General features: G+C 49.4%; 18 protein-coding genes. 16 read left to right on the top strand and 2 right to left on the bottom strand.

Annotation, left to right across the window (positions count from 1 at the left end; genetic code table 11):
- From B3W37_RS04680 to speB, 11 genes are all read left to right on the top strand, one after another.
- Window positions 1-852: dehydrogenase family protein (locus tag B3W37_RS04680; RefSeq protein WP_483174930.1), on the top strand; the 852-nt coding region annotated here is incomplete at its 5' end.
- A gap of 150 nt (window positions 853-1,002) precedes the next feature.
- The gene (locus B3W37_RS04675; RefSeq protein WP_483174929.1) at window positions 1,003-1,953 is read left to right on the top strand and encodes a peptidyl-prolyl cis-trans isomerase; all 951 of its coding nucleotides are present in this window, start codon (window positions 1,003-1,005) and stop codon (window positions 1,951-1,953) included.
- A 118-nt stretch (window positions 1,954-2,071) separates the two neighbouring features.
- Window positions 2,072-2,500, top strand: coding sequence for a Fur family transcriptional regulator (locus B3W37_RS04670; RefSeq protein WP_481040468.1), 429 nt, complete (start codon window positions 2,072-2,074; stop codon window positions 2,498-2,500).
- 39 nt (window positions 2,501-2,539) lie between these two features.
- Window positions 2,540-4,276, top strand: coding sequence for a FeoB small GTPase domain-containing protein (locus B3W37_RS04665; protein WP_483174928.1), 1,737 nt, complete (start codon window positions 2,540-2,542; stop codon window positions 4,274-4,276).
- A gap of 23 nt (window positions 4,277-4,299) precedes the next feature.
- Entirely contained in the window at window positions 4,300-4,545 is a 246-nt protein-coding gene (locus B3W37_RS04660; RefSeq protein ID WP_481042980.1) for a FeoA family protein, read from the top strand.
- A 60-nt stretch (window positions 4,546-4,605) separates the two neighbouring features.
- Window positions 4,606-5,355 (top strand): ATP-binding cassette domain-containing protein, encoded by a 750-nt coding sequence (locus tag B3W37_RS04655; RefSeq protein ID WP_481040464.1) that lies wholly within the window; start codon window positions 4,606-4,608, stop codon window positions 5,353-5,355.
- Window positions 5,342-6,265: a SufB/SufD family protein gene (locus B3W37_RS04650; protein ID WP_483174927.1), complete on the top strand. Its 924-nt coding sequence runs from the start codon at window positions 5,342-5,344 to the stop codon at window positions 6,263-6,265. Before B3W37_RS04655 ends, B3W37_RS04650 begins: the two co-directional genes overlap by 14 nt.
- A gap of 26 nt (window positions 6,266-6,291) precedes the next feature.
- On the top strand, window positions 6,292-7,179 hold the full coding sequence (locus B3W37_RS04645; RefSeq protein ID WP_481040460.1) for a selenium metabolism-associated LysR family transcriptional regulator: 888 nt from the start codon (window positions 6,292-6,294) through the stop codon (window positions 7,177-7,179).
- A 274-nt stretch (window positions 7,180-7,453) separates the two neighbouring features.
- Window positions 7,454-7,915 carry a pyruvoyl-dependent arginine decarboxylase gene (locus tag B3W37_RS04640; RefSeq protein WP_481040458.1) on the top strand — a complete coding sequence of 154 codons (462 nt, stop codon included), beginning with the start codon at window positions 7,454-7,456 and terminating at the stop codon, window positions 7,913-7,915.
- Between the two features lie 41 nt (window positions 7,916-7,956).
- A complete protein-coding gene (gene speE / locus B3W37_RS04635) occupies window positions 7,957-8,781 on the top strand; it encodes a polyamine aminopropyltransferase (RefSeq protein ID WP_483174925.1) in 825 nt (274 codons plus the stop codon).
- Window positions 8,782-8,784: 3 nt separating this feature from the next.
- Window positions 8,785-9,651 (top strand): agmatinase, encoded by an 867-nt coding sequence (gene speB, locus B3W37_RS04630; protein ID WP_483174924.1) that lies wholly within the window; start codon window positions 8,785-8,787, stop codon window positions 9,649-9,651.
- A 20-nt stretch (window positions 9,652-9,671) separates the two neighbouring features.
- Here the strand turns inward: speB and B3W37_RS04625 are convergent, their stop codons facing one another.
- Window positions 9,672-10,286 carry a hypothetical protein gene (locus B3W37_RS04625; protein WP_481040453.1) on the bottom strand — a complete coding sequence of 205 codons (615 nt, stop codon included), beginning with the start codon at window positions 10,284-10,286 and terminating at the stop codon, window positions 9,672-9,674.
- Between the two features lie 87 nt (window positions 10,287-10,373).
- Between B3W37_RS04625 and B3W37_RS04620 the strand changes: the two genes are divergently transcribed.
- Window positions 10,374-10,559 carry a hypothetical protein gene (locus B3W37_RS04620; RefSeq protein WP_481040451.1) on the top strand — a complete coding sequence of 62 codons (186 nt, stop codon included), beginning with the start codon at window positions 10,374-10,376 and terminating at the stop codon, window positions 10,557-10,559.
- Between the two features lie 39 nt (window positions 10,560-10,598).
- Here B3W37_RS04620 and trpS read toward each other — a convergent pair whose 3' ends face one another.
- The gene (gene trpS / locus B3W37_RS04615; RefSeq protein WP_483174939.1) at window positions 10,599-11,630 is read right to left on the bottom strand and encodes a tryptophan--tRNA ligase; all 1,032 of its coding nucleotides are present in this window, start codon (window positions 11,628-11,630) and stop codon (window positions 10,599-10,601) included.
- 486 nt (window positions 11,631-12,116) lie between these two features.
- Between trpS and B3W37_RS04610 the strand changes: the two genes are divergently transcribed.
- From B3W37_RS04610 to B3W37_RS04595, 4 genes are all read left to right on the top strand, one after another.
- Window positions 12,117-12,539 (top strand): MarR family winged helix-turn-helix transcriptional regulator, encoded by a 423-nt coding sequence (locus B3W37_RS04610; RefSeq protein WP_481040450.1) that lies wholly within the window; start codon window positions 12,117-12,119, stop codon window positions 12,537-12,539.
- A 320-nt stretch (window positions 12,540-12,859) separates the two neighbouring features.
- Window positions 12,860-13,243: an adenosylmethionine decarboxylase gene (gene speD / locus B3W37_RS04605; protein ID WP_481040448.1), complete on the top strand. Its 384-nt coding sequence runs from the start codon at window positions 12,860-12,862 to the stop codon at window positions 13,241-13,243.
- A gap of 296 nt (window positions 13,244-13,539) precedes the next feature.
- Window positions 13,540-14,277, top strand: coding sequence for a polyprenyl synthetase family protein (locus B3W37_RS04600; protein ID WP_483174923.1), 738 nt, complete (start codon window positions 13,540-13,542; stop codon window positions 14,275-14,277).
- Window positions 14,278-14,422: 145 nt separating this feature from the next.
- Window positions 14,423-15,262 (top strand): UbiA-like polyprenyltransferase, encoded by an 840-nt coding sequence (locus B3W37_RS04595; protein ID WP_483174938.1) that lies wholly within the window; start codon window positions 14,423-14,425, stop codon window positions 15,260-15,262.
- The last annotated feature ends 48 nt before the right edge of the window (window positions 15,263-15,310 follow it).

Below are 15,310 nucleotides of genomic sequence, written 5' to 3'. Positions count from 1 at the left end.
CCGGCAGGAGATATCGGTGTCGGCGGCCGGGAAATCGGGTATATGTATGGCCAATACAAGCGCCTCACCAACCGCTTCGAAGGGGTGTTGACCGGCAAAGGACTGCCCTATGGGGGCAGCCTGGTTCGTACCGAAGCCACCGGATATGCACTGGTTTATTTTACAGAGGAAATGCTTAAATCCAAGACCGGGAGCTTTTCAGGAAAACGCGTGGTGGTATCCGGTTCCGGGAACGTCGCCATCTACGCTGTGGAGAAAGCTACTCAATTAGGCGCCAAAGTGGTGGCCATGAGCGATTCTAACGGATATATCGTGGATGAGAACGGCATCGACCTGCCATTAATAAAACAGCTTAAAGAAGTGGAAAGAAAAAGGGTCAAAGATTATCTCAATGACCATCCCGATGCCAAATTCTTCGAAAACGGATCGGATATCTGGTCAGTGCCCTGTGATATAGCCCTGCCCAGTGCAACCCAGAACGAGCTGGATGAAGAAGCCGCCCATAAGCTGGTGGCCAATGGCTGCATCGCGGTGGCAGAAGGCGCCAACATGCCCTGCACCCCTGAAGCCGTAAAGGTATTCCAGGACAACGGCGTATTGTTTGGACCGGCCAAGGCCGCCAATGCTGGCGGGGTAGCCTGCTCAGCCTTGGAGATGTCTCAAAACAGCATGCGTTATTCCTGGACCTTTGAAGAAGTGGATGTCAAGTTAAAAGACATCATGATCAACATCTACAAGAAGTCCAGTGAAGCTGCCGCAGAATATGGATATCCGGACAATCTGGTGGTAGGCGCCAATATAGCCGGTTTCTTAAAAGTAGCCGATGCCATGCTGGCTCAAGGTGTGGTGTAATTTAAAGGCATTATCCCTGAGTTTCAAGAGGTCCCCAGCGGGGCCTCTTCTATTTTTTGACAATGTTTGGCTGAATATGGGTTGGAAGTTTGTACTGCATAGTATGTTATAATGATTTAGCCGAGGTTTATTATGAGGAGGATTTATAATATGCGGAAAATTGCGGTCATAGCAGGGTTATTAGCTATGCTCCTGGTGGCTGGATGCGCATCCGACGGTGCTCAAAAGGTGATTGCGGAAGTCAATGGCGATAAGATCACCCAGCAGGAATACGACAACCGCATCAAACTGATCAGCAGCAGCTATAAAATCCAGCAGCGTTCATCGGGAAGCACCCAGGAGGTCACGATCGATGACAGCATTCTCCCCCAGATAAGAGAGACCGCTTACAACCAATTGATAATGATGAAATTGATAGACCAGGAAGCGAAGGCCCGGGGCATTCAACTGAGCGATGCGGATCAGGACAAGCAACTGGCCGATTTTAAAGCTATGCAGGAGTCCACTGGCGGTGCCAGTGCATATGATCAGGTGCTTAAAGACTTCGAGATCACCGAGCCCGAGCTAAAGCAGGAATTGGCAGTGGGCCTCTTACGCAGCCGGGTTGAGAACAATATCGCTGAAGAGAATCAGGTCACCGAAGAGCAAGCCCAGCAATTTTACCAGTCCAACCAGGATACTTATAAAGAGCCTGCGGGAATGAAAATATCTCATATACTGGTCGATACTGAAGAAAAGGCCCAGGATATTATCAAACAACTGCAAGGCGGCGCTGACTTCGCTGAACTGGCCCGACAGAAATCCAGCTGCCCGAGCAGTAGCCGGGGAGGAGATCTGGGTGTGGTCAACCAGGATACCCCTATGGTGGCAGAATTTTTAAATGCCGCCCTGTCCCTTTCAGCCGGCCAGATTACTGCCCAGCCGGTGAAGAGCGAATTCGGCTATCATATCATCAAAGCCACCGGTCAGCAGGCTGAAAGAATAATACCCTTTGACGAAGCCAGGAGCGAGATCATCGAGACGCTAAGGAGTCAGGCCGTCAGCACCTATCTGGACCAGCTGTACCAACAGGCCGAAATCAAGGATTTGCGTGAAAAATAGGAATATGCACAGGGCCGGGGCCGCGACGCGGACCCGGCTTTTTTACCCTATGGGATTGAAAAAACTTATCAAGTTAACTATATTAAATGAAAATTATTATCAAAGAGGAGCAGGCGCAATGCACAGAGATCATTATAAAGCCAAGTTGGATGCCAGCCAATATAAACTCACCGGCCAAAGGGCTACAGTCCTGGAGGTGATGATCAGAAACCGCGGCAAGCACCTCAGCGCCGAAGAGGTTTTACAGCAAGCCCGGCTGCTGCGGCCTAATATAGGCATAGCCACGGTTTACAGAACCCTGGAGAAATTGGCCAGTCTGGAGATACTGTACAAAGGCATGTTTGACAGCGGCAAGTACCGCTACGAATTGGCCGATGACCGGGAGCACCACCATCACCACGTGGTCTGCGTAAACTGCGGAAGCATCACTGAGATTAAGGACGACCTTCTGTGTGAATTGGAAAAAAATATTGAAAAGCAAGGCTTTCGTATCGTGGACCACGACCTCAAATTTTTCGGTTATTGCCCCAATTGTACCAAGTCCTGATAATGGGCGACCATTCTAGCCTGAATGGAGGTGTGATATATGCGGGCTATTTTCATAGGCAATCCCAATGTGGGCAAAAGCGCCCTTATCAATCAATTGACCGGCTCCAGACTCCTGGTGGCCAACTATCCGGGTACATCCCACAAGATTTCTTTTGTGAATAAAGACGACAGTTACTTTTACGACACGCCCGGTATATATTCGCTGCATGGGCTTGGGGACAGTGCAGGCATAGTAAGAGATTTATTATTGGACAATACCGGATTCCGTATTGTCAATGTGGTGGACGCTGCCAACCTGGAGCGCAATCTGGTTCTGACTCTGGAAGTTCTGGCCCTGGGCCTGCCTGCTGTTGTGGTCTTGAACCAGATGGATATTGCCGCCAGTTTAAGCATTGAAATCGATGCGGAGATTCTGGCCCGGGAACTGGGATGCCCGGTTATCGGCTTGCCGGATGGAGAGGGAAGGGGCCTAGACCGGCTCATGCAGTGGATTAAACAGCCGCTTGATTCTGATATCAGCATCGACCCCCTTCAGTTGGAGAAGCTTTCCAAAGATTCGGCTTCATCCCAGTGCCAGCATTGCGCCCAGGCGTGTCAGCATAATGTTATAACCATCGACAGGGAGACCATTGAAAGAGCCCGCACCCTTGCCGCTCGGGCGGTACGGCAGCAGCCCGCGGTAAGGAGGACTTACCTGGAGACGGTGCAGGGTTGGCTCGATCAGCCGGTTATCGGCACAGTTTTATTGCTGGCTCTGGCTTACGGCCTGTTTACTGTCATGGTAACCCTGGTGCATTACTTGGAAGAACCTATCAGCAGTGCAGTACAGCCTTTTAGCAATATATTAACCGCCTTGATACAGGGGGTGCTGCCGCCGGGCATAGTAAACCAAGTTCTGTCCCAGGCCGTACCGGAAGGCCTGGTGATTCCCTTTACTATTATTATGCCGGCCATGATCATTGTCAGCGTCTTTATATCCCTCCTTGAAGATACCGGCTTGCTGCCTCGCTATTCGGTGGCTTTGGAGAGAGTGACCAGCTTTATCGGTGTTTCCGGGCAGGCCATCATACCTTTGACACTGGGATTTGGTTGTCGAACCCCGGCAATTATGGCCACCAGTCTTTTGCCTAACGCGGCCGAACGCTTTATTATCGCCACGCTTTTGAGCATTGTGGTGCCCTGTGCGGCCTCCCTGGGGGTGATGGCTGCGGTGATCGCCAAGTTTCATGCCTATATCTGGGTGGTAGCAGCCACCATGCTGGCCGTTATGCTCCTGTTAGGCTTCGGACTGAGCCGCATGATGCCCCGGGAAGAGGCTTTTGTCTATGAACTGCCCCCGCTGCGCATTCCGGCCTGGAAAAACACCTGGCAAAAGGTTATATCCAGAACCGGGGGGTTTTTTACCGAGGTGCTCCCGCTTCTGCTTCTGATGAATATCGTCCTGCGCGCTCTGATGGAAACCGGGGTTTTGGAATGGTTCAAAGGGCTGCAGGGTTTTTCGCAGTTTTTTTTCGGCATCCCGGCCGAAGCCCTGGTGGCCGTATTGATCACTATATTCCAGCGCTACCTGGCCCCCCTGGTCTTGCTGAATCTGTCCTTGAGCCCCAGGGAGGCTACTATCGCCATCACCATGATCGCTTTATCACTGCCCTGTCTGCCGGTCATGACCATGATTGTTAAAGAGATGGGCGCAAAAAGGCTGGCCTTTATTCTGGCCATGGGGGCAATAAGCTCATTTTTGGTCGGGGTGGCCTTGAATCTAATCTTGCCTTGATGGGAGTAAATGAGTTGAAGACCATGAAAAACTTGAAAATCGGAGATAAAGCCCGCATTGCCTCCATCGACACCGGAGTTGCGGGAAGCCAGCAATTGATAGAAATGGGTCTGAGCCCGGGCAGTGAATTTCAATTAGTGGCCCGTTACCCCTTGCGGGGACCGTTTTTGGTCAAGCTGGGCAATAATCGTATTGCCGTAGATTACAACCTGGCCCGGGCAGTGGTGATTGATGAACTGAACGAAGGCCCGGATGTGTTGGACTCATAACCAATGGTTATGCTAATATATACCTAATATTCGTCATAACCCAGCAGGAGGTTCTTAATTATGCTGAGATTGGAAAATTTAACCATGGTTGTGGAGAATAACCAGGGGGAAAACCGTGAGATTATTCGCGACATCAATGCTGAGTTTGAAGCCGGCAAGGTATATGGCATTACCGGACCCAACGGCGGCGGCAAGACTTCTTTGGCCAAGCTGATAATGGGTATATACATGCCCAGTCAAGGGCGCATATACCTGCAAGACCAGGATATAACCCCGCTCAGTATCAGTGAAAGGGCCCGGCTCGGCATTATTTACGCTTTTCAGCAGCCGCCTCGCTTCAAGGGCTTGACGGTCAAAGATCTTCTCAGTATCGCCCGCCCAGGGATTGACAACTTGCACCTGCGCAGCACTTTGCGTGATGTCGGCTTGTGCCCCGAGGACTATATGGACCGTGATGTGGGACCTGGATTGAGCGGCGGGGAGATGAAGCGCATTGAAATGGCACAGACCCTGGCCCGGGAGGCGGTTATCAGCATTATGGACGAACCGGAGGCGGGGGTTGACCTGTGGACCATTCAGAAGCTTATCGCCGTGATCGTGGGAAAGTATAAAAAGAATCCCCGGCTTACCACTATCATCATTACCCATAACGAGAATATGCTCCATATCTGTGATGAGGTTTTGGTGCTGGAGAGCGGTATGCTGGTGCATCGCGGCACTCCGGAAGAAATCTGGCCGCACATCAGAGATGAGATCGAATGCAAAATGAAAGAACAATGCAGCGGGGAAGTGGCTTATGAAATTCGATGATATACAGGCAAACCTTTTGAAAACCATAGCTAACCTGGATGGAGTGCCTCAGGGGGCCGTCAACATCCGTATCGACGGCAGTCCGGCCCTGCGTCATTCCTCGCCCAATATTCAGATCATCTCTAAACAGGACAAGCCGGGCTTCGATCTGGAAGTGGCGCCCGGCACCAAGGGAGAAACCGTGCATGTTCCGGTTATCCTCACCAAATCAGGACTTACGGACATGGTCTATAATACTTTTATCATCGGAGAGGCTGCCGATGTCACCATCATTGCCGGATGTGGCATACACAACTCCAGCCACATGAATTCGCAGCATGACGGCATACATGAGTTTATCCTTTATCCCCACAGCAAGCTGAGATATGTGGAAAAGCATTATGGCGAAGGAAGTGGACAGGGCAAAAAGATCCTCAATCCGACCACTACCGTACAGGTTGCGGAAGGCGCCACTATAGAGATGGAAATGGTGCAAATCGCCGGGGTGGATGATGCTGTTCGCACCACCACGGTTCACATTCAAGAAAAGGGTTATGTGAAAATGATCGAACGCCTGCTGACCCACGGCGATCAGCATGCCGAATCCCATGTCGAGATGCATATCGATGGTCCCGGGGGCAGCGGACAGGTGTTATCGCGGTCAGTCGCCAAAGAGAACTCCGAGCAGGTCTTCCGGGCGGCTTTAATTGGCAAAGCTGACTGTGCCGGCCATGTGGAGTGTGATTCCATCATAATGGATCATTCCAAGATCAGAGCCATTCCGCAATTGGTGGCCGAGGACGCCAACGCGGTTTTGACTCATGAGGCAGCTATCGGCCGGATTGCCGGTGAACAATTGATCAAGCTCATGTCTCTGGGACTCACCGAACAGCAAGCCATCGATACTATTATTGAAGGCTTTTTGCGTTGATGATCTTTTTACGGGCTGGTGAATAAATGAATCTGAATCTGCTGAAAACCTATGTGAAAGTAGTGGAAACCCAGAATTTGTCCCGTACTGCCGATGAATTCGGTTTATCCCAACCGGCTGTTACCAAACAGATTCAATCCTTGGAGGATATGTACGGGGTTCTGCTTTTGGAAAGGTCGGGGCGCCGCCTCAAGACCACCGAGGCAGGTGAAACCCTGTATCAGTGCGCCCGGGAGGTCATTAAGGCCATGGATAAGACCGAGAAAGCCATGGAGGAGGTTGCGGACGGCCGCAAAGGAACCTTATATATCGGGGCCAGTACCATACCCGGGCAGTATATTTTGCCGCGCCTGTTAAAGGACTTTAAAGACCGCTATTCCAGTATAACTCTGACCATGGATATTGCCGATACTGAGAAAGTCATTAACCTGGTGGCGGATCGGGTTCTGGATCTGGGTATAGTAGGCGGCTGGATAAACATACGAAAAATCGAAGGCTTTCAATGGCTGGAAGATGAGCTGGTGGTAGTGGTTCCGGCAGATCACCGCCTGGCCCGCTCAACGCAGGTTGTCTTGCCAGACTTGATTTCAGAGCGCTGGATATTCAGAGAAAAGGGTTCCGGAACCAGGAAGGCGGTGGAAGAGATGCTCTCGTCCTGCGGAATTAAAAAAGAAGATCTCAGCGTTTATATGGAAGCAGGCAGCACTGAAGCGGTTATGGCCGCAGTGGAATCGGGTATGGGGATTTCGATCGTTTCCTCCTGGGCCGTCAAAAGACTGGCAACTACCAGGATCCGCAGTTTGAACATCGCCCAAGCCTGCAGCAAGCGCCACTTCTACGTCATCTATCCGCGTCAGAAATCCCGGCGCAAATCGGTCAACGCATTCCTGGAATTCATGAAACAGTGGCAATAACCTGCGCAGCTTGTCGACTTTGTCAACAAGCTGTGCAGAGCGAGCGACGGAAGCGAAGAGCAAGGCGCTCAATAGGCCCGAGATTGAGGCGTACAAATAGTACGTTGATTGAGCGGACCTATTGAGCAACGCAGTTATTCGCTATTGTCGACGGTCTGAGCCCGGTATGTACCGGGCTTTTCTTATACCCATTCCAGCCTTAGAAAATGGTTTGATTTTAATCCGCATTTGGATATAATATACCTGTTGTCAATAAATATGGGGAGGTTCAGCAATGCTTCCATTGCCTAAGAAATACTTTTTAACTGCGGCTTCTTGCGAAGGAGAAACAGAACTTACCGCCTTTGATGGCGCATTGTTAAAGGCCCGGGTTGGAAACACCAACCTGTTGAAAGTGAGCAGTATATTGCCGCCGGGCTGCCAGTATGATCCGGAACTGGTTATCCCCGAGGGTTCGCTGTTGCCTATCGCCTATGGCACCATTACATGTACTGAGCCGGGCACCAGGATTGCCGCAGCAGTAGCGGTGGGTATCCAAAAGGATGATCGCTTTGGGGTTATCATGGAGTATGAAGGCCACTGCAGTCAGGCGGAAGCGGAAGCCATAGTGGAGAAAATGGTGCGAGAAGCCTTCGCCATGAGAAATATAGAAATTGCAGAGATTAAGACCGCCGCTACCGAACATGTGGTCGAAAAGATCGGTTGTGCCTTCGCAGCGGTTCCTTTGTGGTACTAAGGCCAGACCAGAATATTCGAATACGGTTAGGAGGATTTTATTTGGAACTGTGGGTAACCGAATATCAAACCCCCTCTCTGGGGTTTAGCTGCAAGGTCACCCAAACCTTGCGGGCTGCACAGACCCGTTATCAGCATCTGGCTGTGGTTGAAACTGAGCAATTTGGCAGGATGCTGCTTTTGGACGGCATGGTTCAGACCACTGAAAAAGATGAATGGGTATATCATGAAATGATAACCCTGGTAGCCTTAAACGCACACCCCAGGCCGGAGCAGGTGCTGATCATCGGTGGCGGCGACGGCGGCACCCTGCGTGAAGTAGTGCGCCATCCGGGGGTGAAAAAAGGCATTCTGGTGGAAATCGATGAAGATGTGGTTCAGGCTTCACGGGACTTTTTTCCGGAGTTGTGCTGCGCTTTCAGTGATTCAAAAGCAGAAGTAACTATCAGAGACGGAATCGAATATGTGAGGGAAAACCAGGCCCGCTTCGATGTGGTAATTGTTGATTCGACTGAGCCGGTAGGCCCTGCGGTGCAGCTTTTTTCGGCAGAATTCTATCAGAATGTTTTTGCATCTTTAAAGGAAGACGGCATTCTGGTAGTACAAAGTGAATCGCCTTTTTTTAATGCGGATGTGATCAAAATGGCTTATCAAGGAATAAAACAGTCCTTTCCTATCACCGAGTTATATTTGGCCAGCGTTCCCACCTATCCCAGCGGCTTATGGAGTTTTACCGTTGGCTCCAAGCAGCACGACCCGCGCCGTCCGCTGACCAATTACCAGGAGGGATGCAAGTATTATAATCCCCAGGTGCATAAAGCGGCCTTTGAGCTGCCTGGTTTTGTACGCCGGATCATTGAGGAATAAAAAATGCAGGATAACCCATTACCCTGGCTGGAAAAGAATTTCGGTTTTATGGGGGCCCATCCCGATTATAAGGTTTGCTCCAAGGTGATTTTAGGTCTGCCCATGGACTCTACCACCAGTTTCAGGCCGGGGACCAGGCTGGCGCCCGCCCGCATACGGGGGGTCTCAGAGGGTATTGAAGAGTTCAGCATCTATCAGAAACGTTCGTTATTGGACATCAATTTCTATGACGGCGGCGATATAGTCGTCCCTTTTGGCAATGTAGCAGAAAGCCTTAACCGTATCGAGCAAACCGTGGAGTCCATACTCAAGCAGGACAAACAAACCGTGTGCATAGGCGGAGAACACCTGGTATCGCTGCCGGTCATCAAAGCCTATAGACGCCGTTATCCCGATCTGGTAGTGGTGCAAATGGACGCCCATGCCGACCTTAGAAAGGACTATTTGGGAGAAGAATTATCGCATGCCACCGTAATGAGGCATGTGGTTGAGGTTATCGGACCGCGGCGGCTGTATCAACTGGGGATTCGCTCGGCTACAGAGGACGAACTGCTTTTTGCCGAATCCAACACCAGATTATACCTGGATCAGTTGTCAGACGCGGTGGACGATGTTAAGCAGCAGGCAGGCAGCCGTCCGGTATATGTCACCCTTGATATAGATGTGCTGGATCCGGCCTTCGCACCGGGCACCGGCACACCGGAACCCGGTGGTTTTTCATCCCGGGAACTGCTGCGGGTATTGCACTCTCTGGCTGAATTAGACGTGGTGGGTTTTGATCTGGTGGAGGTTGCTCCCCCCTATGAAAAAGGAGACAACACCTCCATATTGGGGGCCAAGATTATCAGGGAGGCATTACTGGCCTTCTAAAAATGCCTTTGTTCGGGAAATTAGTACATAGTTAAGCGGGAAGGGTACACATAGATGAGATCGCTGTCACCGACCCGCTTAAATGTCAATAATTCTTCAAGCAGATCAAAAATCGGCTCCAGGTCTTCTTCAGCGGGTTCATCCTCTCCCGACACTTCTACGCGGAACACCGTAACTGCAACCTCAGCCCAATTCAATAGCTTCAATTCCTCCAGACCTTCGCCCAGGAATTCAAGTTCTGCCATCGGTATGGAAAAGGGAGCCCTGCTCTTGCTCTTGATATGCGACTCCATCAACTCGATCAGCTGTTTAAGGCGGCTTTCCTGGTCAGGATCTATGAGATATTGGAAGAGAATATCATATAAGTTCTGCACTACAATGATAGAGGTTACCGTCGGCAAGCGCAGATGCTTATCTTGTTTTACCAGTGTCAATCTGAATTCCTTAACGGCCTGCATGTCTTCACTCCCTAAAATGTCGATTATGTCGATTATAAATAATTGTACCTGTAAAGGATGACTTGTACAATGCCACCCGCTGTTGAACCAGGCTTCTGATGCCGGACTAAAACCCTTAAACCCATACTGCCGGGGTTTTGCAAGACTGTTCAGGGTTGTAAACCCGGGCTTTATCATTTATCTTGAAGAAAGAAGTCAGCGCAAGCGGGAATGGTTCTTGCCTTGCGCAAGGTCCAATTCTCAATAAATCGGGAGGCCTGAATTTTGAACAAAAGCAGATCACGCCGGGGAAAGTATGAAGACTATTTGCAAAGTGAAGCCTTTAAAAAGGTCAACCGGCAGCGATGGCAATACAATATGATCGGTCTGCTGGTTTTGCTGCTCATCTTTATACTGGCTACTGATGCCGGCGGCTGCGCCCGCTGGCTGGGCAGTCTGCTGGGAAAATAACCCCGGGTCCGCTGACTTTTTTAACTGCCGGTAATAACCTCAGCTGCCCTCAGATTGATCCGGACAGGCCGGGGGAAATTCATGCTTAAAATAATCGATTTTCATGGCGTCTCTGACTTCCGACATGGTCTCACGGGCCACCTGATGAGCTTTAGCGGTGCCAGTCAGCAGAATGTCTTTTACTTCGTCAGGGCGGGCCTCATAATAACTTCTGGTTTCACGCATGGGATCGAGAAGCCGGTTTATTACCGCGGCCAGATTCTTTTTGCAGGCTACACATCCAATTTTGCCCTGACGGCAATCCGACTCTATGGCTGCAACCTCGGCAGGATTGAAAACGCGGTGATATTCAAAAACCGTGCAAATCTCAGGATGCCCCGGATCGGTCTTGCGTATACGGGCTGGATCGGTGACCGCATTTCTTACCTTTTCTTGCACCACCTCAGGCTTATCCGACAAATAGACGGCATTATTCAGGCTTTTGCTCATCTTATTTTTGCCATCCAGACCTACCAGGCGAGGGGTGGCGCCAACCAGGGCCTCCGGTTCTACCAGTACCGGCTGGTAAATATCGTTAAAGCGACGTACGATCTTGCGGGCCAGTTCAATATGCGGGATCTGGTCCTCGCCAACCGGCACCAGATGAGCTTTAAAAATACTGATGTCAGCAGCCTGACTGAGCGGATAACCTAGGAATCCATAGGTCATGTCCTTAAAACCATGCTGGGCGGCTTCACTCTTAACTGTGGGGTTGTGGCGCAAAACGTTGACCGAGGTAAACATGGAGTAATACATGGTCAATTCGTGAATCTCCGGGATCATGCTCTGTAAGAATATAGTGGCCAGTCCGGGGTCCAACCCTGCCGCCAGGTAGTCCAGGGTAATATCGTAAATATCCCTGGCGAGGTTTTCATCTTTTTCCCAGTGAGTGGTCAAGGCTTGAACATCGGCAATTATAATGAAACTTTCATAATCATGTTGAAGTTTCACCCGGTTGGCTAAACTGCCCACATAATGACCGAGATGCAGTTTTCCTGTCGGACGGTCGCCGGTTAAGATACGCTTTTTCATAACAGTCATCGTCATACCCCCTACTACACGATTTTTCCCAATATAAAAACCTCCATACCCCAAGGGACGGAGGCTTTTGAGTCTTGCCCTTGTTGATCCCCGGGCCTGCTAAATTTCCTTCGCAGGGAAAACCGGCAACCCCTTTTATGTGGTTCTTCAGCCGGGCAACTCCTGAATCCTATTGGGGAGGGGCCCGTTTTCAAAGAGCCTGAGCTGATTTGGACCATCATCCCCGCAAATGCTCTTTTCGCAGGTTAATCGTTTACGATGCTAATAAGATAGCACGAAGTGTGGTCTACTTCAAGGCATTTTCTAACCAATAAAAAGCCGCAGCCGGCAACAGTCAGCAAATAATGGTGAGATAACGGCAAATCTGCTGTTTTGAAGAGGAATTGCTTGTTTTATAAACATACATGCTTTTATAATATGGTATAAAGTGGTTCAGAAAGAGAGAGACCATTTGCATGTGAAGAGAGGAGTAATCTCATGAATGGTTTGAATGCCTTTATCGGTTTCAACCTGCGGGCTACTATGAAAAAGATCGATAAACACTTGGGTAGCCGGCTGGAGGAGTTCGGGATCACGATCCCCCAGAGCTTTATCCTTTTTTGTTTACAGGAGGAGAACGGCATCACCTTAAAAGAAATCGGCAGCCGGACCCTCATTGACAGTTCTTCCATGACGGTTCTGGTTGACAAACTGGAGAAAGATGAACTGGTGGAAAGACGTCTTGATCCCCAGGATCGGCGTGCCATCAGGGTGTTTATTACCGAAAAGGGCGCCGAAGTGGCGGCTCAGATTGTGGAGATAAAATATGAATTCAACGCTTTGCTCTATGACTTGCTGGGGGAAGGCAATCAAAAGGAATTTATTCACGCTATAAACAACCTCATACATGGACTGGATTGATGTAGAATAATAGAGTGGTCTTTACCAGTCATTTTCAGGTGTCCTACTTTTAGTCGCATAACAATAAAATAAAAATACATAAAGAATATTTATATATTATACCAGGATAAATACTTTTAAAAATTAGAGCATATTATAGTAATTGAATAGTATTTTTGGCTCAGAGGATGTTATCGAGTAATAGGGCATATTTTCCTGGAATATAACATTATTTTTATTGACAATGCACAAAATTATGCTAAAATTCTACATGTGCGTTTTAACGACTACATTAAGGAGGTTTGGGAGCACAAAAATAAATGAAAAGGGAGGCGACATGATTGCAGTCTTTAGGGCGACATGTACTAGCCGAAGTATATGGCTGTCAATTTGAAGTATTGAATGATATCGCTCAAGTGGAAGATATCATGATAAATGCTGCTTTGGAGGCTGGAGCTGAAGTGAGAGAGGTTGTTTTTCACAAGTTTAGCCCGCAAGGAGTCAGTGGAGTCGTTGTTATTTCAGAGTCGCACCTGGCAATTCATACCTGGCCGGAGTTGGGATATGCAGCAGTAGATGTATTTACCTGCGGCGAATCGGTTAACCCCTGGGATGCCTGTAACTACCTGGCTGAGAAATTTGGGGCTACCCATGTAACGGCATCAGAAGTGAAGCGGGGAACGGTTCAGAGCCAGAAGAAGGAGCGCCTGGTGGTAAATATTTAGGAGGGATACTATTTTAGTAGACCGATGTAAGTTAAACGTTAGCGCTCAATCAACCTGAAAGGCCTTACTTGACACCAGTACAAGTAAGGCCTTGTTTTATGCTGAAGTAAAATTCGGACTGTTAAAGCCGCATATTTTCTATATAATTAATAGCAGATAATAAGAAAGAGCCACATCTAACAGGAAATAATTGCGAAGACGTATTTCCCCGACGATGGTTTAGAATATAATCAGACAGATATATATGAATAAATTGATAAAGATAATCAAACGCATAAGGGTTAGTGGGGGGACTTATGGTGGAACGTGAGATTAGACAAGATTTGGACGAGGTCAACCGGGTAGTACAAAAACGGCTATTGCCGTGGTGGAATGCTATCCAGGCTTATGTCGATCAGGCGGCTCAGGAGAACACCTGGGATCAACTGTCCCGGGCAGTCTTGGCGGTGTATCGTGACTTGGGCCATCAACGAGAATATTCCGTAAAAATGGCGGCTGTATTCAAGATGACCTACCTGGCCAGCTTTATTCATGAATTGGTGGGGGATGATGAAGAAGGCCAGGTATATGATCAGAACATGCAGTTCTCCATCTTGATAGGAGACTATATATTCGGGTGCATATTAAAGATGCTGGTGGAGATTGGCGCTGATCATCTTTTGGACGTGTTCTCAAATACCATTGGACAAATGAACGAAGGGATGGTCATGAAGCATAAGCTTCAGACCGCGCCTGAGCAGGTAGTGGCCAAAACCAGGGCTTCGCTCTACCAGGCCGCCTTTTTGACCGCCGCACGTTTGAAGGATATAGCGCCGGATGCCGTTATGTGGTATGCCCGGTTGGGATTCCATGTCGGTATGGCTTTGGAAGGGCAAGCCCCGCAGGGCTTTATATCTGAAACCATTAAGATCCACTGTAACAAGAGCCAGGAGTTGTTTCACTACATCAATCAGGGATCAATGTTGAGCGGTACTGCCTTGGAACTGCTCATCCAGGATTACCTCAACGGCCATTTGGCCCGGGCAGCGATTTAAACGATTTGCATATAGAGCGCATTGATAAATGCGACATTGGCCTGCTGGCCCGCAGGCCTTTTATCATGCCAATCAGCGGGACGGTGTTATCTCCCCGGTGATATCCGGGCATTTCTGTAACAGGAGATCTGTACCTTTGAACAAAATGGTTAAATTCTTAAAGATGATTGATTTCGGCCATACCTTATTTGGCTTGCCGTTTGCATATCTGGGGTCGTTTTTGGCGATTTCAGGGATTCCCAGTCCGGGGCAATTGGGCTGGATTACTCTGGCTATGATCAGCGCACGTACCTCTGCTTTGTGCCTCAACCGTATCATAGACCGCCATCTGGATCAGGCCAACCCCCGCACCGCCCATTGGGTGATGGCTTCGGGCCAGCTTCCGCTCAGCCTGGTTTGGGGGGCGGTGGTAGTCGGCCTGATATTGCTTTTTCTGGCTGCTTCCCAACTCAATCCTTTATGTGTTAAACTAGCCCCGCTCGCTGTACTGGTATTATGGGGATATTCCTACACTAAACGCTTTACCTGGTGGTGTCATGTTCTTCTCGGCCTGGCCATAGGGATGGGACCGGTTGGCGCCTGGATGGCTGTAACCGGGCGTTTGGACTGGCAGCCTATCCTGTTGAGCCTGGCGGTAGCCTGCTGGGTGGCTGGGTTTGACATCACTTATGCCTGCCAGGATATAGAGTTCGACCGCAAACACGGGCTATATTCGGTCCCAGCCCGCTTTGGCATCAAAGGCGCATTTCGCTTTTCTGAAGTACTGCACCTATTGATGGTCTTATTTTTGATCGCCAGCGGGTTGGCATTGAGTCTGGGGGGATGGTACTATATTGGGGTAGCTATTGCGGCCGTAATCCTGCTTTATGAACACAAGATAGTCACTCCCGAAAATATGAGCCGCGTTAATTTCGCATCCTTTAAAATCAATCGCTATGTGGGTCTATTGATCTTTATCACTACCCTGGCAGATATATTAAGCTGATTGCGGGAATTATGTAAACGATTGTGGAACTCAAAATCCTGTATGGGG

The sequence above is a fragment of the Syntrophomonas sp. UBA5494 genome (assembly GCF_002426325.1).
The sequence above is the reverse complement of the archived record's forward strand: the minus strand, read 5'-3'. Positions and strand labels throughout refer to the sequence as shown.

Excerpts from the sequence above, each read along its gene's own strand:
- B3W37_RS04595 (WP_483174938.1), top strand. The coding sequence starts at position 14,423 with ATGGTTAAATTCTTAAAGATGATTGATTTCGGCCATACCTTATTTGGC.
- B3W37_RS04610 (WP_481040450.1), top strand. The coding sequence starts at position 12,117 with ATGAATGGTTTGAATGCCTTTATCGGTTTCAACCTGCGGGCTACTATG.
- B3W37_RS04600 (WP_483174923.1), top strand. The coding sequence starts at position 13,540 with ATGGTGGAACGTGAGATTAGACAAGATTTGGACGAGGTCAACCGGGTA.
- speB (WP_483174924.1), top strand. The coding sequence starts at position 8,785 with ATGCAGGATAACCCATTACCCTGGCTGGAAAAGAATTTCGGTTTTATG.
- B3W37_RS04625 (WP_481040453.1), bottom strand. The coding sequence starts at position 10,286 with ATGATAAAGCCCGGGTTTACAACCCTGAACAGTCTTGCAAAACCCCGG.
- B3W37_RS04650 (WP_483174927.1), top strand. The coding sequence starts at position 5,342 with ATGAAATTCGATGATATACAGGCAAACCTTTTGAAAACCATAGCTAAC.
- B3W37_RS04645 (WP_481040460.1), top strand. The coding sequence starts at position 6,292 with ATGAATCTGAATCTGCTGAAAACCTATGTGAAAGTAGTGGAAACCCAG.
- B3W37_RS04655 (WP_481040464.1), top strand. The coding sequence starts at position 4,606 with ATGCTGAGATTGGAAAATTTAACCATGGTTGTGGAGAATAACCAGGGG.
- B3W37_RS04670 (WP_481040468.1), top strand. The coding sequence starts at position 2,072 with ATGCACAGAGATCATTATAAAGCCAAGTTGGATGCCAGCCAATATAAA.
- B3W37_RS04665 (WP_483174928.1), top strand. The coding sequence starts at position 2,540 with ATGCGGGCTATTTTCATAGGCAATCCCAATGTGGGCAAAAGCGCCCTT.
- B3W37_RS04660 (WP_481042980.1), top strand. The coding sequence starts at position 4,300 with ATGAAAAACTTGAAAATCGGAGATAAAGCCCGCATTGCCTCCATCGAC.
- B3W37_RS04675 (WP_483174929.1), top strand. The coding sequence starts at position 1,003 with ATGCGGAAAATTGCGGTCATAGCAGGGTTATTAGCTATGCTCCTGGTG.
- trpS (WP_483174939.1), bottom strand. The coding sequence starts at position 11,630 with ATGAAAAAGCGTATCTTAACCGGCGACCGTCCGACAGGAAAACTGCAT.
- B3W37_RS04640 (WP_481040458.1), top strand. The coding sequence starts at position 7,454 with ATGCTTCCATTGCCTAAGAAATACTTTTTAACTGCGGCTTCTTGCGAA.